The organism is Pseudomonas sp. L5B5 (assembly GCF_020520285.1).
Taxonomy (GTDB): Bacteria; Pseudomonadota; Gammaproteobacteria; order Pseudomonadales; family Pseudomonadaceae; genus Aquipseudomonas.
Window position 1 is genome coordinate 2,873,044 of record NZ_CP084742.1, and the last position, 18,853, is coordinate 2,891,896.

At 63.2% G+C, this 18,853-nt stretch carries 16 protein-coding genes; 11 read left to right on the plus strand and 5 right to left on the minus strand.

The window, feature by feature from the left end:
• Positions 1-14 precede the first annotated feature (14 nt).
• The gene (tsf, locus tag LGQ10_RS13240) at positions 15-881 is read right to left on the minus strand and encodes a translation elongation factor Ts (RefSeq protein WP_058434567.1); all 867 of its coding nucleotides are present in this window, start codon (positions 879-881) and stop codon (positions 15-17) included.
• Positions 882-1,084: 203 nt separating this feature from the next.
• On the minus strand, positions 1,085-1,822 hold the full coding sequence (rpsB, locus tag LGQ10_RS13245) for a 30S ribosomal protein S2 (RefSeq protein ID WP_058434568.1): 738 nt from the start codon (positions 1,820-1,822) through the stop codon (positions 1,085-1,087).
• 407 nt (positions 1,823-2,229) lie between these two features.
• On the opposite strand from rpsB, the gene map reads away from it, so the two are divergent.
• The 3 genes from map to dapC are packed head-to-tail and all read left to right on the plus strand — an operon-like array spanning position 2,230 to position 7,002.
• A complete protein-coding gene (map, locus tag LGQ10_RS13250) occupies positions 2,230-3,012 on the plus strand; it encodes a type I methionyl aminopeptidase (protein WP_058434569.1) in 783 nt (260 codons plus the stop codon).
• Positions 3,013-3,060: 48 nt separating this feature from the next.
• Positions 3,061-5,763, plus strand: a complete 2,703-nt coding sequence (locus LGQ10_RS13255) for a [protein-PII] uridylyltransferase (protein ID WP_058434570.1) — start codon at positions 3,061-3,063, stop codon at positions 5,761-5,763.
• 39 nt (positions 5,764-5,802) lie between these two features.
• The gene (gene dapC, locus LGQ10_RS13260; protein ID WP_226525806.1) at positions 5,803-7,002 is read left to right on the plus strand and encodes a succinyldiaminopimelate transaminase; all 1,200 of its coding nucleotides are present in this window, start codon (positions 5,803-5,805) and stop codon (positions 7,000-7,002) included.
• 121 nt (positions 7,003-7,123) lie between these two features.
• Here dapC and LGQ10_RS13265 read toward each other — a convergent pair whose 3' ends face one another.
• A complete protein-coding gene (locus LGQ10_RS13265; RefSeq protein WP_226525807.1) occupies positions 7,124-8,770 on the minus strand; it encodes a Na+/H+ antiporter in 1,647 nt (548 codons plus the stop codon).
• A gap of 235 nt (positions 8,771-9,005) precedes the next feature.
• Between LGQ10_RS13265 and LGQ10_RS13270 the strand changes: the two genes are divergently transcribed.
• From LGQ10_RS13270 to LGQ10_RS13285, 4 genes are all read left to right on the plus strand, one after another.
• A complete protein-coding gene (locus tag LGQ10_RS13270; protein ID WP_058433452.1) occupies positions 9,006-9,368 on the plus strand; it encodes an ArsC family reductase in 363 nt (120 codons plus the stop codon).
• A 33-nt stretch (positions 9,369-9,401) separates the two neighbouring features.
• Entirely contained in the window at positions 9,402-10,436 is a 1,035-nt protein-coding gene (gene dapD, locus LGQ10_RS13275; protein WP_226525808.1) for a 2,3,4,5-tetrahydropyridine-2,6-dicarboxylate N-succinyltransferase, read from the plus strand.
• A gap of 81 nt (positions 10,437-10,517) precedes the next feature.
• Positions 10,518-11,723 carry an aminotransferase class V-fold PLP-dependent enzyme gene (locus LGQ10_RS13280; protein ID WP_226525809.1) on the plus strand — a complete coding sequence of 402 codons (1,206 nt, stop codon included), beginning with the start codon at positions 10,518-10,520 and terminating at the stop codon, positions 11,721-11,723.
• On the plus strand, positions 11,720-12,130 hold the full coding sequence (locus tag LGQ10_RS13285; RefSeq protein WP_226525810.1) for a SufE family protein: 411 nt from the start codon (positions 11,720-11,722) through the stop codon (positions 12,128-12,130). The genes LGQ10_RS13280 and LGQ10_RS13285 overlap by 4 nt, the downstream gene beginning before the upstream one ends.
• Before the next feature lie 138 nt (positions 12,131-12,268).
• Here the strand turns inward: LGQ10_RS13285 and tcdA are convergent, their stop codons facing one another.
• Positions 12,269-13,084 (minus strand): tRNA cyclic N6-threonylcarbamoyladenosine(37) synthase TcdA, encoded by an 816-nt coding sequence (gene tcdA / locus LGQ10_RS13290; protein WP_058436559.1) that lies wholly within the window; start codon positions 13,082-13,084, stop codon positions 12,269-12,271.
• A gap of 211 nt (positions 13,085-13,295) precedes the next feature.
• Between tcdA and LGQ10_RS13295 the strand changes: the two genes are divergently transcribed.
• From LGQ10_RS13295 to LGQ10_RS13310, 4 genes are all read left to right on the plus strand, one after another.
• Positions 13,296-15,887, plus strand: coding sequence for a glycosyltransferase (locus tag LGQ10_RS13295; RefSeq protein WP_226525811.1), 2,592 nt, complete (start codon positions 13,296-13,298; stop codon positions 15,885-15,887).
• 212 nt (positions 15,888-16,099) lie between these two features.
• A complete protein-coding gene (dapE, locus tag LGQ10_RS13300) occupies positions 16,100-17,251 on the plus strand; it encodes a succinyl-diaminopimelate desuccinylase (protein WP_226525812.1) in 1,152 nt (383 codons plus the stop codon).
• Positions 17,251-18,060, plus strand: a complete 810-nt coding sequence (locus tag LGQ10_RS13305) for a putative RNA methyltransferase (RefSeq protein WP_058436338.1) — start codon at positions 17,251-17,253, stop codon at positions 18,058-18,060. Before dapE ends, LGQ10_RS13305 begins: the two co-directional genes overlap by 1 nt.
• Before the next feature lie 85 nt (positions 18,061-18,145).
• Positions 18,146-18,523: a hypothetical protein gene (locus LGQ10_RS13310; protein WP_058436339.1), complete on the plus strand. Its 378-nt coding sequence runs from the start codon at positions 18,146-18,148 to the stop codon at positions 18,521-18,523.
• A 110-nt stretch (positions 18,524-18,633) separates the two neighbouring features.
• Here LGQ10_RS13310 and LGQ10_RS13315 read toward each other — a convergent pair whose 3' ends face one another.
• Complete coding sequence (locus tag LGQ10_RS13315; RefSeq protein ID WP_022642562.1) at positions 18,634-18,843, minus strand: cold-shock protein; 210 nt, start codon at positions 18,841-18,843, stop codon at positions 18,634-18,636.
• Between the last annotated feature and the right edge of the window lie 10 nt (positions 18,844-18,853).

The window sequence follows — 18,853 nt, forward strand, 5'->3', positions numbered from 1 at the left end:
GTTGAAGAACCGTCTTACTGTTGCTTGGCAGCAGCCAGTTGTGCAGCAACTTCTTCGGCGAAGTTGTCTTCTTTCTTCTCGATGCCTTCGCCTACGGCGAAGCGAGTGAAGGAAACGATTTCAGCGCCGCCTTTCTTGGCCAGAGCACCAACGGTGGTTTCTGGATCCTTGACGAAGGCTTGCTCAACCAGGCTGGCTTCGGCCAGGAACTTGCTGATACGGCCAGCGATCATCTTCTCAACGATTTCGGCTGGCTTGCCTTTCATCTTGTCTTCGTTCAGCTGCAGGAACACGGCTTTCTCGCGCTCGATGGCCTCAGCGGAAACTTGCGTTGGCAGCAGGAACTCAGGGTTGCTGGCAGCCACGTGCATGGCGATGTCCTTGGCCAGCTCAACCGAACCGCCTTTCAGGACAACCGCAACACCGATCTTGTTACCGTGCAGGTAAGTACCGACCACGTCACCTTCAACGCGAGCCAGGCGACGGATGTTGACGTTTTCGCCAGTCTTGCCGACCAGAACCAGGCGATCAGCTTCTTGAGCCTCGATCAGCGGAGCTACATCGGTCAGCTTGTCAGCGAAGGCTTTTTCAACGCTGGCAGCAACGAATGCCTTGAAGTCGTCCTGCAGAGCCAGGAAGTCGGTCTGCGAGTTGACTTCCAGCAGAACGGCGACTTTGCCGTCGTCCTTGATGGCGATGGCGCCTTCAGCAGCAACGTTGCCTGCTTTCTTGGCAGCCTTGATCGCGCCGGAGGCACGCATGTCATCAATGGCTTTTTCGATGTCGCCGCCGGCCTTGGTCAGGGCCTTCTTGCAGTCCATCATGCCTTCGCCGGTACGCTCGCGCAGTTCTTTGACCAGCGCTGCAGTAATCTCTGCCATTTTCAAAATCCTCTTGGATAGGTTTTCAACCATTCCACCCGATCGAACGGGCGCTCAATTCTTGGGCACTACCCCGAATCCATTTCATAGCAGCCGCGCATTACAAAAACTGTCGGGCCGCCACGACGAAATGATTTTCGAGTTGGCAAAAAGGGGGCCAAGCCCCCTTTTTGCGTGCTGAGTAAACGCTACGCGTCAGTTACTCAGGCTTCAGCCGCCGGTGCTGCAGCTTCTTCGAACACTTCGGTGCCGCCAGCAACGTTGTTGCGACCACGGATCACGGCATCAGCCATCGAACCCATGTACAGCTGGATGGCGCGAATGGCGTCATCGTTGCCTGGGATGATGTAGTCAACGCCTTCCGGGCTGCTGTTGGTATCGACAACGCCGATGACCGGGATGCCCAGCTTGTTGGCTTCGGTGATCGCGATGCGCTCGTGATCAACGTCGATGACGAACAGTGCGTCAGGCAGACCGCCCATGTCCTTGATACCACCCAGGGAGCGATCCAGCTTTTCCAGGTCGCGAGAGCGCATCAGCGCCTCTTTCTTGGTCAGCTTGGCGAAAGTACCGTCTTCAGCCTGAACTTCCAGATCGCGCAGACGCTTGATCGAGGCACGGATGGTCTTGTAGTTGGTCAGCATGCCGCCCAACCAGCGGTGATCGACGTACGGCGAACCGCAACGTGCTGCTTCTTCAGCAACGATCTTGCCAGCGGAACGCTTGGTGCCGACGAACAGAATCTTGTTTTTGCCCTGGGCCAGACGCTCTACGAAAGTCAGAGCTTCGTTGAACATTGGCAGGGTTTTTTCAAGGTTGATGATGTGAATCTTGTTACGCGCGCCGAAAATGTACTTGCCCATTTTCGGATTCCAGTAACGAGTTTGGTGACCGAAGTGCACACCGGCCTTCAGCATATCGCGCATGTTGACTTGGGACATGATAGTTCCTTAATAAGTCGGGTTAGGCCTCCACGTATCCCAATGACCAACCAACAGCTTGTGCTGAGGGCACCCAGGTCATCGTGTCGACACGTGTGTGGGTTTGAGCTTTTCGGGGCATCCCCGGAAAGCGGCGCATTTTATACCACAGCAAGGGCAAAAACGGAACCCGGATTCACATCCGCCAATCCGCCACCTTTTTTGCCCACCTCTTGGAATCGGTCCAGAATGCACCATTGTATAGAGAGAAGCGCCAGCAGAACCTCAGATTTGCACTGAGCCTCTGTTAGAATCGCACCTTTGCGGCTGCTGAAAACCTCGCTGGCCCATCGCAGGCCAAGCCTTGTGCATGCGGGTTTTCGAGCCATTCCGTGTTTATCGCGCCCCTGAGCGTCAAGAGAGCCTGTATGACCGTCACCCTCAAAACCCCCGAGGACATCGCTCAAATGCGTGTCGCCGGCAAACTGGCCGCCGAAGTGCTGGAAATGATTGCCGAGCATGTCAAACCCGGCGTCACCACCGAAGAACTGGACCGCATCTGCCATGACTACATCGTCAACGTGCAAGGCGCGATCCCGGCCCCGCTGAACTACAAGGGCTTCCCCAAGTCCATCTGCACCTCGATCAACCACGTGGTGTGCCACGGCATTCCCAACGAGAAGCCGCTGAAGGATGGCGACACCCTGAACATCGACGTCACCGTCATCAAGGACGGCTACCACGGCGACACCAGCCGCATGTTCCACGTCGGCACCGTGCCGGTCTGGGCCGAACGCTTGTCGCAGATCACCCAGGAATGCATGTACAAGGCCATCGAACTGGTCAAGCCAGGCTGCCGCCTGGGCGATATCGGCGAAGTAATCCAGAAACACGCGGAAAAGAACGGTTTCTCGGTGGTCCGCGAGTTCTGCGGCCACGGCATCGGCAAGGTATTCCACGAGGAACCGCAGATCCTGCACTACGGCCGCGCGGGCACCGGCATGGAGCTCAAGGCCGGCATGACCTTCACCATCGAGCCGATGATCAACCAGGGCAAGGCCGACACCAAGGTCCTGGGCGACGGCTGGACCGCCATCACCAAGGATCGCAAGCTGTCGGCGCAGTGGGAGCACACCCTGCTGGTGACCGAGACCGGCTACGAGATCTTCACGCTGCGCAGCGATGACACCATTGCCCGAGTGTCCGCCTGATCCACAACGGCGCGTCCCGACCTTATAGATAGAAAGGAAAGCCAATCGATGCCGCAGGTGGACCCCGAACTCTTCGACCGCGGCCAGTTCCAGGCGGAACTGGCATTGAAGGCCAGCCCTATCGCCGCCTTCAAGAAAGCCATCCGCCAGGCACGGGAAGTGCTCGACAACCGCTTTCGCAGCGGACGGGAAATCCGCCGGCTCATCGAGGACCGCGCCTGGTTCATCGACAACATCCTGCAGAAGGCCTGGGACCAGTTCAGCTGGAGCGACGAAGCCGACATCGCCCTGGTGGCGGTCGGCGGCTACGGACGCGGCGAGCTGCATCCCTACTCCGACATCGACCTGCTGATACTGTTGAACAATGCCGATCACGAGATATTTCGTGATTCCATCGAGCGTTTTCTCACGCTGCTATGGGATATCGGCCTGGAAGTCGGACAGAGCGTGCGTTCGGTAGATGAGTGCGCCGAAGAGGCACGCGCCGACCTGACGGTGGTCACCAACCTGATGGAGAGCCGTACCATCTGCGGCCCGGAGCGCCTGCGCCAGCGCATGCTGGAAGTCACCAGCACCGAGCACATGTGGCCAAGCAAGGATTTTTTCCTGGCCAAGCGCACCGAGCAGAAGGCCCGCCACCACAAGTACAACGACACCGAGTACAACCTCGAACCAAACGTCAAGGGCTCCCCCGGCGGCCTGCGGGATATCCAGACCATTCTCTGGGTCGCTCGCCGCCAGTACGGCACCCTGAATCTGCGCGCCCTGGCGGGCGAGGCTTTTCTGCTGGAAAACGAGAACGCCCTGCTGGCCTCCTCCCAGGAGTTCCTCTGGCGCGTGCGTTATGCCCTGCACATGCTCGCCGGGCGCGCCGAAGACCGCCTGCTGCTCGACCACCAGCGCTCCATTGCCACCCTGCTGGGCTTCGAAGGCGAAGATGCCAAGCAGAGCATCGAAAGCTTCATGCAGCAGTACTACCGCGTGGTGATGAGCATCGCCCAATTGAGCGACCTGATCATCCAGCACTTCGAAGAGGTGATCCTCGCCCCCGAAGACGAAGCACCGCCCCAGCCGATCAACACCCGCTTCCAGTTGCACGATGGCTACATCGAGGCCATCAACGACAACGTGTTCAAGCGCACGCCGTTCGCCATGCTGGAGATCTTCGTGCTGATGGCCCAGCACCCGGAGATCAAGGGCGTGCGGGCCGACACCATTCGCCTGCTGCGCGAGCACAGGTACCTGATCGACGACGACTTTCGCCACGACATCCGCAACACCAGCCTGTTCATCGAGCTGTTCAAGTGCGAGATCGGCATCCACCGCAACCTGCGACGAATGAATCGCTACGGCATCCTCGGGCGCTATCTGCCGGAATTCGGCTTCATCGTCGGGCAGATGCAGCACGACCTGTTCCACATCTATACCGTGGATGCCCACACGCTGAACCTGATCAAGCACCTGCGCAAACTGCAGTACACGCCGATCTCCGAAAAATTCCCGCTGGCCAGCAAGCTCATGGGCAAGCTGCCCAAGCCGGAGCTGATCTACCTCGCCGGCCTGTACCACGACATCGGCAAGGGTCGCCAGGGCGACCATTCGGAAATCGGCGCGGTGGACGCCGAGGCATTCTGCATTCGTCACCAGCTACCACAGTGGGACACCCGGCTGATCGTCTGGCTGGTGCAAAACCACCTGGTGATGTCCACGACGGCCCAGCGCAAGGACCTGTCCGACCCGCAGGTGATCCACGACTTCGCCCAGTTCGTCGTCGACCAGACTCGCCTGGACTACCTCTATGTGATGACCGTGGCCGATATCTACGCCACCAATCCCAGCCTGTGGAACTCCTGGCGCGCCAGCCTGCTGCGCCAGCTCTACACCGAGACCAAGCGCGCCCTGCGCCGCGGCCTGGAAAACCCGGTGGATCGCGAAGAACAGATCCGCCAGACCCAGAGCGCGGCCCTGGACATCCTGGTGCGCAACGGCACCGATCCGGACGAGGTCGAGCAACTGTGGTCACAGCTAGGGGACGACTACTTCCTGCGTCACACCGCCGGCGACGTAGCCTGGCACAGCGACGCCATTCTCCAGCAGCCAGCCGACGGCGGCCCGCTGGTGCTGATCAAGGAAATCACCCAGCGCGAGTTCGAGGGCGGCACCCAGATCTTCATCTACGCCCCCGACCAGCACGACTTCTTCGCGGTGACGGTAGCCGCCATGGACCAGCTCAACCTGAACATCCATGACGCCCGGATCATCACCTCCAGCAGCCAGTTCACCCTCGACACCTATATCGTCCTGGACAACGACGGCGAATCCATCGGCAACAACCCCCAGCGAGTCGAGAAGATCCGCAAGGGCCTGACCGACGCCCTGCGTAACCCCGACGACTACCCGACCATCATCCAGCGCCGGGTGCCGCGCCAGCTCAAGCATTTCGCTTTCGCCCCCGAGGTGACCATCCACACCGACGCCCAGCGCCCGGTCACGGTGCTCGAGCTCAGCGCCCCGGACCGCCCTGGGCTGCTGGCCCGTATCGGCAAGATCTTTCTGGAGTTCGACCTGTCGCTGCAGAACGCCAAGATCGCCACCCTGGGCGAGCGCGTGGAAGACGTGTTCTTCATTACCGACGCGCACAACCAGCCCCTTTCCGACCCCCAGCTGTGCAGTCGCCTGCAGGATGCGATCGTCCGCCAGTTGAGCGTCAGCCACGAACCGACTATCGAAATGACCCGTCTGAGCATCTGACGGGGCACGAACCGACGCTTTGAGTGAGATCCTGCATCGATGAACAACGCTCTGAACCAGCTGCAACCCTACCCGTTCGAAAAGCTTCGCGCCTTGCTCGGCACCGTCACACCCAATCCGGACAAGCGCCCCATCGCCTTGTCCATCGGCGAACCCAAGCACCGTTCGCCGAGCTTTGTCGCCGAGGCCCTGGCCAGCAACCTCGACCAGATGGCGGTGTACCCCACCACACTGGGCATCCCGGCCCTGCGCGAAGCCATCGGCGCCTGGTGCGAGCGGCGCTTCGGCGTGCCGGAAGGCTGGATCGACCCGGCACGTAACGTGCTGCCGGTGAATGGCACCCGCGAGGCCCTGTTCGCCTTCACCCAGACCGTGGTCAATCGCGGCGAGGACGCCCTGGTCGTCAGCCCCAACCCGTTCTACCAGATCTACGAGGGTGCAGCGTTCCTGGCTGGCGCCAAGCCGCACTACCTGCCGTGCCTGGACGAAAACGGCTTCAACCCGGACTTCGATGCCGTGCCGACCGAGATCTGGCAGCGCTGCCAGATCCTGTTCCTGTGCTCACCGGGCAACCCTACCGGCGCACTGATTCCACTGGCGACCCTGAAGAAGCTGATCGCCCTGGCCGACGAGCATGACTTCGTGATTGCCGCCGACGAGTGCTACAGCGAGCTGTATTTCGACGAACAGACTCCCCCGCCCGGCCTGCTCAGCGCCTGCGCCGAGCTGGGCCGCAAGGACTTCAAGCGCTGCGTGGTGTTCCACAGCCTGTCCAAGCGCTCCAACCTGCCAGGCCTGCGCTCGGGTTTCGTCGCCGGTGATGCCGAGATCCTCAAGGGCTTCTTGCTGTACCGCACCTACCACGGCTGCGCCATGCCGGTGCAGACCCAGCTGGCCAGCGTCGCCGCCTGGAACGACGAAGTCCATGTTCGGGCCAACCGCGCGCTGTACCGGGAGAAGTTCGATGCGGTGCTGGCAATCCTCTCGCCAGTCATGGACGTGCAGCGCCCGGACGGCAGTTTCTACCTGTGGCCGAACGTGGCTGGTGACGACGCAGCGTTCTGCCGCGACCTGTTCGAACAAGAACACGTGACCGTGGTCCCCGGCTCTTATCTGTCGCGGGATGTGGACGGCACCAACCCCGGCGCCGGTCGCGTGCGCATGGCCCTGGTGGCACCACTGGCCGAATGCGTCGAGGCCGCCGAGCGGATTCGCGATTTCGTGTTGCGCCGTCAATAAGCTCGCAAACCTGTAGGCGCGAAGCTTGCTCGCGATGAACGATAACGCGGTGCATCAGGTGCACTGCGTCGTCTGAATCGCGGGCAAGTCGGATCGCCGCCCGCTCGCTCCTACACCAGCGTCACTTCACCTGCCCCAGGTTCGCCTCGCTCAAGTCCAGTTCCGCCAGGACTTCACGCAGCACATCGTCGCCGATCTGATGCTGGCGGCTCAGGCGGTACAACTCCAGCCGCTGCGCCCGCAGGGCCTTGAGCCGCAGGTGACGCTCCAGCAGGTCCATCTGCTGGGCCAGTGCCTGGGCCTCGGCAGAATCGTTGTAGACCTCCAACTGATGCCGGTACTCGGCCATCAAGCGCCCCTTGAGCTCGCTGCTCAGTGCAGCCTGGGCCGCATCCGGAGCCTCGCTGGCTTCGGCCACATCTTCGGCCTCCAGGGCATGAATCGCCGCCTCGGCGGTCTTGCGCCACGCATCCCGAACCTCCCCTCGGCGCTTGTCGTCAGGGCTCTTGACGATGCCACGCAGCAACAGCGGCAAGGCGATGCAGGCCGCTACCAGGGACAGCAGGATCACCCCGGCGGCAATGAAGATCAGCAGGTCGCGCTCAGGAAAGGCCTCGCCGGCACCGAGGAACAGCGGCACCGACATCACGCCGGCCAGGGTCACCGCCCCACGCACCCCACCCAGGGTCAGCAGCCAGCAGGAGCGCGCTGTGGGCACCAGGGTCAACTCGCCCTTGCCACGCCAGCGCCGCAGCAGGCCAGACAAGCGCCAGATGCTCTGCACCCAGATGAAACGCAGCACCAGCAGCACCAGGAAGATCGCCACCACATCCAGGCAGCGATAGGCCAGGGTCGGCCAGAGCGAAGTCTCATGGCTGACCACCGCCTTGATGATGTCCGGCAGTTGCAGGCCCAAGAGCAGGAAGATCAGGCCATTGAAGGCAAATTCCAGCAACGACCAGACGCTGCGATTGAGCAGCCGGGTACTGGTCTGACGGGGCAGCAAGTCGAGCCAGCTCTGCATCATCCCCGCCGCCACCGCCGACAGAATCCCCGAGGCGCCCAGGCGCTCGGCCAGGACATAGGCAGCGAACGGCAGCAGCAACATGAACACCACATGGGTCGCCGGATCATCCCAGCCGCGGGCGATCATCCAGGCCCGCAGGCGCCCCACCAGCCAGCTCAGGGCCACGCCTACCGCAAGGCCGCCCACCGCCACCAGGACGAAGGTCAGGCTGGCGTTGGCCAGGGAAAATACCCCGGTGACCGCCGCTGCCAGGGCGAACTTGAAGGTCACCAGGCCCGAAGCATCGTTCATCAGCGCCTCGCCCTGGAGCATGTGCATCAGCGGGGTCGGCAGGCGATTCTGGGAAATCGCCGACACCGCCACGGCGTCGGTGGGCGACAGCACCGCTGCCAGGGCGAAGGCCACCGGCAGGGGAATGGTGGGCAGCAGCCAGTGGATGAAATAACCGGCACCGACCACGGTGAACAACACCAGCCCCACGGCCAGGGTCAGGATCGGGCCACGCAGGCGCCAGAACTCGCGCTTGGGCATGCGCCAGCCATCGGAAAACAGCAGGGGCGGCAGGAACAGGAAAAGAAACAGCTCCGGGTCCAGGGCCACATGCAGGCCCAGGGTCGGCCAGGCCAGCAAGGCTCCGGCCGTGATCTGCACCAGGGGCAGCGGCAACGGGATCACCCGCCCGACAAGACGCGAAAGGCTCACCAGCATCAGCAGGATGAGGACGGTGTAGGCGGTTTGCATAAAGCGCAGTTCCTGATCCGGACGTTCAAAGCAGACACACAAACGCGGCAACAATTCGCCGCGCAAGTGCCATATTAGCCGCTTAGACTGCGCTGACGCCGCTGCACCTAAGTCGCAACGCCCGGGATGGCGCAACACGATGCGACAAAGCCCCGCGGCCACCGACGCCTAAGCGCTGCGGTCGTGGCATAATCCCGGACCTTTCATCTCCAGCATCTCCAAAGGGGGCAATTCCTTGACCGTTTCAAGCAAAACGTTGCACCTTTTCGGCATCAAGGCCTGCGACACCATGAAAAAGGCGCGCACCTGGCTCGATGAACACGCTGTCAGCTACGACTTCCATGACTACAAAACCTGCGGCATCGACCGCGAGCACCTGAACCAATGGTGCGACGAACACGGCTGGCAGGTGGTGTTGAACCGCGCGGGCACGACCTTTCGCAAACTCGATGACGAAAGCAAAGCCGATCTCGACCAGGCAAAGGCCGTTGAACTGATGCTCGCGCAACCCTCGATGATCAAGCGCCCGGTGCTCGATCTCGGTGACAAGACCCTGATTGGCTTCAAGCCAGACCTTTACGCGGCAGCGCTCAAGTAAGCCTGCCCAGTCAATTTCGCAAGAGGTAACCGCATGTCCACTACCCTGTTCAGCCTGGCCTTCGGTGTCGGCACCCAGAATCGTCAAGGCGCGTGGCTGGAGGTGTTCTACGCCGCGCCACTGCTCAAGCCATCCGCCGAAATCATCGCTGCGGTCGCACCGATCCTGGGCTACAGCGAAGGCAACCAGGCCATCACGTTCACCACCGCCCAGGCCGCCCAGATGGCCGACGCGCTGAAGGGCATCGACGCGACCCAGGTCGCCCTGCTGACCCGCCTGGCCGAAAGCCACAAGCCGCTGGTCGCCACCCTGCTGGCCGAAGACACCGAGCTGACCTCCACCCCAGAGGCTTACCTGAAGCTGCACCTGCTGTCCCATCGCCTGGTCAAGCCCCATGGCCTGAGCCTGGCCGGCGTGTTCCCGCTGCTGCCGAACGTCGCCTGGACCAGCCAGGGCGCCATCGACCTCGGCGAACTGGCCGAGCGCCAGCTGGAAGCACGCCTGCGCGGCGAGCTGCTGGAAGTGTTCTCGGTGGACAAGTTCCCGAAAATGACCGACTACGTCGTGCCGAGCGGCGTGCGCATCGCTGACAGCGCGCGGATCCGCCTGGGCGCCTACATCGGTGAAGGCACCACGGTGATGCACGAAGGTTTCGTCAACTTCAACGCCGGCACCGAAGGCCCGGGCATGATCGAAGGCCGTGTATCGGCCGGTGTGTTCGTTGGCAAGGGTTCGGACCTGGGTGGCGGTTGCTCCACCATGGGCACCCTGTCGGGCGGCGGCAATATCGTGATCAAGGTTGGCGAAGGCTGCCTGATCGGTGCCAACGCCGGCATCGGCATCCCCCTGGGCGATCGCAATACCGTGGAATCGGGCCTGTACGTGACCGCCGGAACCAAGGTGGCGCTGCTGGACGAGAACAACCAGCTGGTCAAGGTGCTCAAGGCCCGAGAACTGGCCGGCCAGCCTGACCTGCTGTTCCGCCGCAACTCGGAAACCGGCGCGGTGGAGTGCAAGACCCACAAGTCGGCCATCGAGCTGAACGAAGCGCTGCACGCTCACAACTAAGCGAGCCCAGCACTCGGTTCCACCGGAACCCGCCGGGCGCTTATCATCAGCGCCCGGCCGGTTCAAACGAGTTTCGCCATCATGCTTGTTCCCTCCCCGTGGCGCGCCGACTTCCCGGCCATCGCCGCCCTGCAACGTCAGGACCAGACCTACCTGGACAACGCCGCCACCACCCAGAAGCCCCAGGCCCTGCTGGATGCCCTGGCGCACTACTACGCCAATGGCGCGGCCAACGTGCACCGTGCCCAGCACCTGCCCGGCGCCCATGCCACCCAGGCTTTCGAAGACAGCCGCAGCAAGGTCGGCCAATGGCTCAATGTCGGCGATTGCGGACAGATCGTCTTTACCCATGGCGCGACTTCTGCGCTGAACCTCCTGGCCTATGGCCTCGAACATCAATTCCAGGCGGGCGATGAAATCGTCGTCAGCGCCCTGGAACACCACGCCAACCTGTTGCCCTGGCAGCAACTGGCCCAACGCCGCGGACTGGGCCTGGTGATCCTGCCACTGGACGCCGACGGACTGATCGACATCGAGGCGGCCAGCCGCCTGATCGGCCCACGTACCCGCTTGCTGGCGGTCAGCCAGCTGTCCAACGTCCTCGGTGCCTGGCAGCCGCTGACCCCGCTGCTGGCCATGGCCAGGGCGCAGGGTGCCTTGACCGTGATCGACGGCGCCCAGGGCGTGGTCCATGGCCGGCATGACGTGCAGGCCCTGGGTTGTGACTTCTACGTGTTCTCCAGCCACAAGCTGTACGGCCCCGATGGAGTCGGCGTGCTCTTCGGCCGCCACTCGGCGCTCAAGGAGCTGCGCCACTGGCAGTTCGGCGGAGAAATGGTGCAGGACGCCGATTACCAGCACGCCAGCTTCCGTCCGGCGCCCCTGGGCTTCGAGGCCGGCACTCCGCCCATCGCCGGTGTCATCGGCCTGGGCGCCACCCTGGACTACCTTGGCGGCCTCGACCAGCAAGCCGTCGCCGAACATGAAGAAAAACTGCATGCCTACCTGCTGCACGGGCTGCAGGCCCGCAACGGCATTCGCCTGCTGGGTACGCCGCAACTGGCACTGGTCAGCTTCGTGGTCGATGGCGTGCATAACGCCGACCTGGCGCACCTGCTGACCGAGCAGGGCGTCGCAGTGCGCGCCGGACATCACTGCGCCATGCCCCTGCTCAAGAGCCTCGGGCTGCACGGGGCGATCCGTGTATCGCTGGCGCTGTACAACGACTCGGAGGATCTGGAACGCCTCTTCGAGGCCCTGGACCAGGCCCTGGAGCTGCTGCGATGAGCCTGCCGGAAGACGCCAGCACGGCATTGCGGGTATTCCAGGACGCGGCCGGCTGGGAGCAACGGGCACGCCTGCTGATGCAGTGGGGCGAACGCCTGCCGGCCCTGGACGAAAGCGCCAGGACCGAGGCCAATCGGGTACAGGGTTGCGAAAGCCAGGTCTGGCTGGTGGCGACCCTGCATGAGGACCATTGGCACTTTGCCGCCGCCACCGATGCGCGGCTGATCCGAGGCCTGGTGGCGCTGCTGCTGGCACGCGTCAACGGCCTGTCGGCGCCCGCGCTGCGCGAGGTGGACCTGGCGGACTGGTTCAACCAATTGGGCCTGTCACGCCAACTCTCGCCCTCACGCGCCAACGGCCTGAATGCAGTGCTGCAACGGATGAGCGAACTGGCCAGCGCCCTGTAGCCGCTACCAAGCCCGCGAGGCTGCGACAAGGGCCGAAGGACCTTCAGCGGATTCAAGACCCAGCGGCCGCTACGCGCCCGTGCGCAGCCTGCGGCAGCGGCTACACGGGCCAGTCCGTGAATGCCTATGGCCGCAAGGCTACACCGCCTTGCTGCGCTCGGACGGACGGCGCACGCCGGCCACCAGCTTGTCCACGGCCTTGGTCGCCGCCACCATGCCGAAGGTCGCGGTCACCATCATCACCGCACCAAAGCCACCGGCGCAGTCGAGCTTGACCCCATCACCGACGAAGCTCTTCTGCAGGCAGATGCTGCCGTCCGGCTTGGGATAGCGCAGCTGCTCGGTGGAAAACACGCACGGCACGCTGTAGTGCCGGGTCACGGTTCGCGAAAAACCATAGTCGCGCCGCAACGTGGAGCGCACCTTGGAAGCCAACGGATCGTTGAAGGTGCGGTTCAGGTCGCAGACCTGGATCAGGGTGGGGTCGATCTGCCCGCCGGCCCCGCCCGTGGTGATGATCTGGATCTTGCGCCGCTTGCACCAGGCGATCAGCGCTGCCTTGGCGTTCACGCTGTCGATGCAGTCGATCACGCAATCGATGTTCGGGGTGATGTATTCGGCCATGGTGTCACGGGTGACGAAGTCCGTGACCGCATGCACCGTGCACCCTGGGTTGATGCCCCGCAGGCGCTCGGCCATGACCTCGACCTTGGGTCGTCCCACGGTGCTGTCCAGGGCATGCAGTTGCCGGTTGCTGTTGCTGACGCAGACATCGTCCAGGTCGAACAGCGAGATTTCCCCCACCCCGCAACGGGCAATGGCTTCAGCCGCCCAGGAACCAACACCGCCGACGCCGACGATCGCCACATGGGCCGCCCGTAGCCGCTCCAGGCCTTCAATGCCATACAAACGGGCGACGCCGGCAAACCGTGGATCTTCTGTACTCATGACCATCACCTAAAAAACCGGCGCGCATTATAGGACTTCGCAGCGACAAGTTTTAAGCCGCAAGCTACAAGTAAAGAACTTAAACGCAATTGCAGTGCCCAAGGTCCCGCCATCCCCTGTGCGCTGTACGCTCAGTTGAGGGCCAGTGTAGGATGCGCGCCGTTTGGCGCCTGCCACCCCTTCCCTCGTTCCACACCACTTGGAACCCGAAATAGCCATGTCATCGCGTAAATTTGGACTCAACCTGGTGATCGTGCTGGCCATCGCCGCACTGTTCACCGGTTTCTGGGCGCTGATCAATCGCCCAGTCTCGGCCCCCGACTGGCCGGAACAGATCTCCGGCTTCTCCTACTCGCCCTTCCAGCTGGGTCAGTTCCCGCAGAAGGACCAGTATCCGTCCGACGATGAAATGCGTCGCGACCTGGAGATCATGAGCAAGCTGACCGACAACATTCGTACCTATTCAGTGGACGGCAGCCTGGGAGACATTCCCCAGTTGGCCGAAGAATTCGGCCTGCGGGTGACCCTGGGGATCTGGATCAGCCCGGACCTGGAGCGCAACGAGCGCGAGATCATGCGCGCCATCGATCTGGCCAATACGTCCCGTAGCGTGGTGCGGGTGGTGGTCGGCAACGAAGCGATCTTCCGCAAGGAGATCACCGCCGACCAGTTGTCGGTGGTCCTCGACCGCGTGCGTGCGGCAGTGAAGGTGCCAGTGACCACTTCCGAGCAGTGGCACGTCTGGGAGGAACACCCGGAACTGGCCCAGCACGTAGACCTGATCGCCGCCCACATCCTGCCCTACTGGGAGTTCATCCCGGTGGGCCAGGCCGAGCAGTTCGTCCTCGACCGTGCTCGCGACCTGAAGAAGATGTTTCCGAAAAAACCGCTGCTGCTGTCCGAGGTGGGCTGGCCAAGCAACGGCCGCATGCGCGGTGGGGCCGATGCCAGCCCGGCTGACCAGGCGATCTACCTGCGGACCCTGGTGAATGAGCTCAATCGCCAGGGCTACAACTACTTTGTCATCGAAGCCTTCGACCAGCCGTGGAAGGCCAGCGACGAGGGGTCAGTGGGCGCCTACTGGGGCGTGTTCAACGCCGCCCGCCAGCAGAAGTTCAATTTCGAAGGACCGGTGGTAGCCATCCCGCAATGGCGGGTGCTGGCCATCGGTTCGGTGGTCCTGGCACTGCTGTCGCTGACCCTCTTGATGATCGACGGCTCGGCCCTGCGCCAGCGCGGCCGGACCTTCCTGACCTTCATCGCGTTTCTCTGCGGTTCGGTGCTGGTGTGGATCGGCTACGACTACAGCCAGCAGTACAGCACCTGGTTCAGCTTGACGGTGGGCTTCCTGCTGGCGCTCGGGGCGCTGGGGGTGTTCATCGTGCTGCTCACCGAGGCCCATGAACTGGCCGAGGCGGTGTGGATCCACAAGCGCCGGCGCGAATTCCTGCCGGTGGAAGGCGACTCCAGCTATCGGCCGAAAGTCTCGATCCATGTGCCTTGCTACAACGAGCCACCGGAGATGGTCAAACAGACCCTCAATGCCCTGGCCAACCTGGATTACCCGGACTTCGAAGTCCTGATCATCGACAACAACACCAAGGACCCGGCTGTCTGGGAGCCGGTGCAGGCCTACTGCGAGACCCTCGGCCCGCGCTTCAAGTTCTTCCACGTCGCCCCCCTGGCCGGCTTCAAGGGTGGCGCACTGAACTACCTGCTGCCGCACACGGCCAAGGATGCCGAAGTGATCGCGGTGATCGACTCCGACTACTGTGTCGACCGCAACTGGCTCAAGCACATGGTCCCGCACTTCGCCGATCCGAAGATCGCCATCGTGCAGTCGCCCCAGGATTATCGCGACCAGAACGAAAGCACCTTCAAGAAGCTCTGCTACGCGGAATACAAGGGGTTCTTCCATATCGGCATGGTCACCCGCAATGACCGCGACGCGATCATCCAGCACGGCACCATGACCATGACCCGCCGTTCGGTACTCCAGGAGCTGGGCTGGGCCGACTGGTGCATCTGCGAGGATGCCGAACTGGGCCTGCGGGTGTTCGAGAAGGGCCTGTCGGCCGCCTACCACCACGAAAGCTATGGCAAGGGCCTGATGCCCGACACCTTCATCGACTTCAAGAAGCAGCGTTTCCGCTGGGCCTACGGCGCGATCCAGATCATCAAGCGCCATACCGCCAGCCTGCTGCGGGGCAAGGATACCGAGCTGACCCGTGGCCAGCGCTACCACTTCCTGGCGGGCTGGCTGCCGTGGGTGGCCGACGGCATGAACATCTTCTTCACCGTCGGCGCGCTGTTGTGGTCGGCGGCGATGATCATCGTGCCCAGGCAGGTGGACCCTCCGCTGTTGATCTTCGCTATTCCGCCGCTGGCGCTGTTCGTGTTCAAGGTCGGCAAGATCATCTTCCTCTACCGCCGGGCGGTGGGCGTGAACCTCAAGGATGCCTTCTGCGCGGCCCTGGCGGGCCTGGCCTTGTCCCATACCATCGCCAAGGCAGTGCTGTACGGCTTCTTCACCAGCAGCATTCCGTTCTTCCGTACTCCGAAGAACGCCAACAGCCATGGTTTCTGGGTAGCGATTTCCGAGGCCCGGGAAGAGCTGTTCATCATGCTGCTGTTGTGGGGCGCGGCGCTGGGGATCTTCCTGGTCCAGGGCCTGCCGAGCAACGACATGCGCTTCTGGGTGACCATGCTGCTGGTGCAGTCGCTGCCCTACGTGGCGGCGCTGGTGATGGCGTTCCTGTCGTCGCTGCCCAAGCCGGTACCAGAGGCTGAACCGGCCCCTGCGACCTGAATCGACGCAAAGCACTAAACGGCGGCCTCAGGCCGCCGTTTTGCTTTAAGATATCCGCCATTTTGCGCGCCTTGTCCCATTACAGTAGGAGCAAGGCTTGCCTGCGATGAAAGCTCTGCGGTGCCTCGGGCAAGCCGCGTCGCGACCATCGCGGGCAAGTCGGATCGCCGCCCGCTCGCTCCTACACATAACGCCTTGCACCGGAGTTTCCCATGACGGCCCACGCCGAGCTTTCGCCGACCCTGCAACTTGCCTGTGACCTGATCCGTCGCCCCTCGGTGACCCCGGTCGACGCCGACTGCCAGAAGCTGATGATGCAGCGCCTGGGCGATGCCGGGTTTCAGCTGGAGCCGATGCGCATCGAGGAGGTGGACAACTTCTGGGCCACCCATGGCAAGCATGAGGGCCCGGTGTTGTGCTTCGCCGGCCACACCGACGTGGTGCCTACGGGCCCGGTCCAGGCCTGGCAGAACGATCCGTTCGATGCCCTGATCGACGAGCACGGCATGCTCTGTGGTCGTGGCGCAGCGGACATGAAAGGCAGCCTGGCGGCGATGCTGGTGGCCGCCGAGCGCTTCGTCGGCGACTACCCGGACCACAAGGGCTCGGTGGCCTTCCTGATCACCAGTGATGAAGAAGGTCCGGCGCACCACGGTACCAAGGCCGTGATCGAGCGCCTGGCAGCCCGCAAGGAGCGCCTGGACTGGTGCATCGTTGGCGAACCCTCGAGCACCAGCCTGGTGGGCGATGTGGTGAAGAACGGCCGGCGCGGCTCCCTCGGCGCCAAGCTCACGGTCCGCGGGGTCCAGGGCCACGTGGCCTATCCGCACCTGGCCAAGAATCCGATCCACCTGGCGGCCGCGGCCCTGGCGGAGCTGGCGGCCGAGCACTGGGATGACGGCAACGCCTTCTTCCCGCCCACCAGCTTCCAGATCTCCAACCTCAATTCCGGCACCGGCGCGACCAACGTGATTCCCGGCGAGCTGACGGCGCTGTTCAACTTCCGGTTCTCCACCGAGTCCACCGTCGAAGGCCTGCAACAGCGGGTCGCAGCGATCCTCGACAAGCACGAACTGGACTGGCACGTGGAATGGGCCCTGTCCGGCCTGCCGTTCCTCACCGAACCCGGCGCCCTGCTGGACGCGGTATCGGCCAGCATCAAGCAGGTCACCGGCCGCGAGACCAAGGCTTCCACCAGCGGTGGTACTTCCGATGGCCGCTTCATCGCCACCCTGGGCACCCAGGTCGTGGAGCTGGGACCGGTCAACGCCACCATCCACCAGGTCAACGAGCGGATCCTGGCCAGCGACCTGGACGTGCTGACCGAAATCTACTACCAGACCCTGGTCCGGTTGCTCGCCTGATGCTTGCCTGTCCTCTTTGCAATGCCCCGCTGGGTGCCGTGGACAACGGCGTGGTGTGCCCGGCCGGGCATCGTTTCGACCGTGCCCGCCAGGGTTACCTGAACCTGCTGCCAGTGCAGCACAAGAACAGCCGCGACCCGGGCGACAACCAGGCCATGGTCGAGGCCCGCCGCGACTTCCTCAACGCCGGGCACTACGCCCCAGTGGCCAGGCGCCTGGCCGAGCTGGCCGCCGAGCGCGCACCGCAGCGCTGGGTGGACATCGGTTGCGGCGAGGGTTACTACACTGCGCAACTGGCCGAGGCCCTGCCCGGTGCCGATGGCTACGCCCTGGACATTTCCCGGGAGGCGGTCAAGCGCGCCTGCCGCCGGGCTCCGCAACTGACCTGGATGGTCGCCAGCATGGCGCGTATCCCGCTGGCCGACGCCAGTTGCCAATTCCTGGCCAGCGTCTTCAGCCCCCTCGACTGGCAGGAGGCCAAGCGCCTGCTGAGTCCAGGTGGCGGCTTGATGAAAGTCGGACCGACCAGCGGCCACCTGATGGAACTGCGCGAACGCCTGTACGACGAGGTCCGCGAATACACCGACGACAAGCACCTGGCGCTGGTCCCCCAGGGCATGGCCCTGGCCCATAGCGAGACACTCGAGTTCAAGCTGTGCCTGGAACGGCCAGTGGATCGCGCCAACCTGCTGGCCATGACACCCCATGGCTGGCGAGCCAGCGCCGAGCGTCGCAATGCGGTGATCGAGCAGGCAGAGCCTTTCGAGGTCAGCGTATCGATGCGCTACGATTATTTCGTATTGCAGTGACCCCACTTCAACCACGACCCCGGGCCTGGACCCGGGGTCGAATAAATCCGCGAATGGATTTTTCAGACCGGCAATGAGGACATCCATGCGCCAGCCCGATATAGAGATTTACCTGAAAGACGCCGACGTCGACCACAAGGCCATCGCCGCCTGGCTCGGCGCCGTGCTGGGCCCCTGCAGCGACTGGGTCCAGAAAGGCCAGACCTACAAATGCACCGCAGGCACCGTGCCCGTGACCTGGCTGCCCAAGGCCGTGGGCAAATGGAACAGCCTGTACCTGGAAAGCGACCAGACCCCGTGGGACGACGACATTGCCTGCGCCCGCGCCGCGTTTGCCGCACTCGAGGTGGAAGTACGCTGCGCACCAGGCAGTTGGGTCGAGGAAGAGGGCGAAGAGACCGCCGATCGCTGGATTCGTATCAGCACCGACGGCGAAGAAGAGATTACCTGGCGCACCGCCTGATTTCGATTACGCCTGATTCCAGTTACGGAAGGAGCGAGGCTTGCCCGCGATAGCCTGTTACTTGGCAAAACGCTGTCGCGAGCAAGCCTCGCTCCTACCGGGTACGGCCCTTACAGGCCGACGACGTCTTCGGCCTGCAAGCCTTTCTGACCTTCCACCACGGCGTACTCCACCTGCTGGCCTTCGGTCAGCGAGCGATGGCCTTCGCCACGGATCGCTCGATAGTGGACGAACACGTCCGCCCCGCCTTCACGCTGGATAAAGCCGTAGCCCTTGGCGTCGTTGAACCACTTCACGCTGCCAGTCTCACGAGTAGTCATGAATCCATCC

Bases quoted from the DNA above. Each gene is read 5' to 3' on its own strand.
- tsf (WP_058434567.1), bottom strand. From the start codon at position 881: ATGGCAGAGATTACTGCAGCGCTGGTCAAAGAACTGCGCGAGCGTACC.
- rpsB (WP_058434568.1), bottom strand. From the start codon at position 1,822: ATGTCCCAAGTCAACATGCGCGATATGCTGAAGGCCGGTGTGCACTTC.
- map (WP_058434569.1), top strand. From the start codon at position 2,230: ATGACCGTCACCCTCAAAACCCCCGAGGACATCGCTCAAATGCGTGTC.
- LGQ10_RS13255 (WP_058434570.1), top strand. From the start codon at position 3,061: ATGCCGCAGGTGGACCCCGAACTCTTCGACCGCGGCCAGTTCCAGGCG.
- dapC (WP_226525806.1), top strand. From the start codon at position 5,803: ATGAACAACGCTCTGAACCAGCTGCAACCCTACCCGTTCGAAAAGCTT.
- LGQ10_RS13265 (WP_226525807.1), bottom strand. From the start codon at position 8,770: ATGCAAACCGCCTACACCGTCCTCATCCTGCTGATGCTGGTGAGCCTT.
- dapD (WP_226525808.1), top strand. From the start codon at position 9,402: ATGTCCACTACCCTGTTCAGCCTGGCCTTCGGTGTCGGCACCCAGAAT.
- LGQ10_RS13280 (WP_226525809.1), top strand. From the start codon at position 10,518: ATGCTTGTTCCCTCCCCGTGGCGCGCCGACTTCCCGGCCATCGCCGCC.
- LGQ10_RS13285 (WP_226525810.1), top strand. From the start codon at position 11,720: ATGAGCCTGCCGGAAGACGCCAGCACGGCATTGCGGGTATTCCAGGAC.
- tcdA (WP_058436559.1), bottom strand. From the start codon at position 13,084: ATGGTCATGAGTACAGAAGATCCACGGTTTGCCGGCGTCGCCCGTTTG.
- LGQ10_RS13295 (WP_226525811.1), top strand. From the start codon at position 13,296: ATGTCATCGCGTAAATTTGGACTCAACCTGGTGATCGTGCTGGCCATC.
- dapE (WP_226525812.1), top strand. From the start codon at position 16,100: ATGACGGCCCACGCCGAGCTTTCGCCGACCCTGCAACTTGCCTGTGAC.
- LGQ10_RS13305 (WP_058436338.1), top strand. From the start codon at position 17,251: ATGCTTGCCTGTCCTCTTTGCAATGCCCCGCTGGGTGCCGTGGACAAC.
- LGQ10_RS13310 (WP_058436339.1), top strand. From the start codon at position 18,146: ATGCGCCAGCCCGATATAGAGATTTACCTGAAAGACGCCGACGTCGAC.
- LGQ10_RS13315 (WP_022642562.1), bottom strand. From the start codon at position 18,843: ATGACTACTCGTGAGACTGGCAGCGTGAAGTGGTTCAACGACGCCAAG.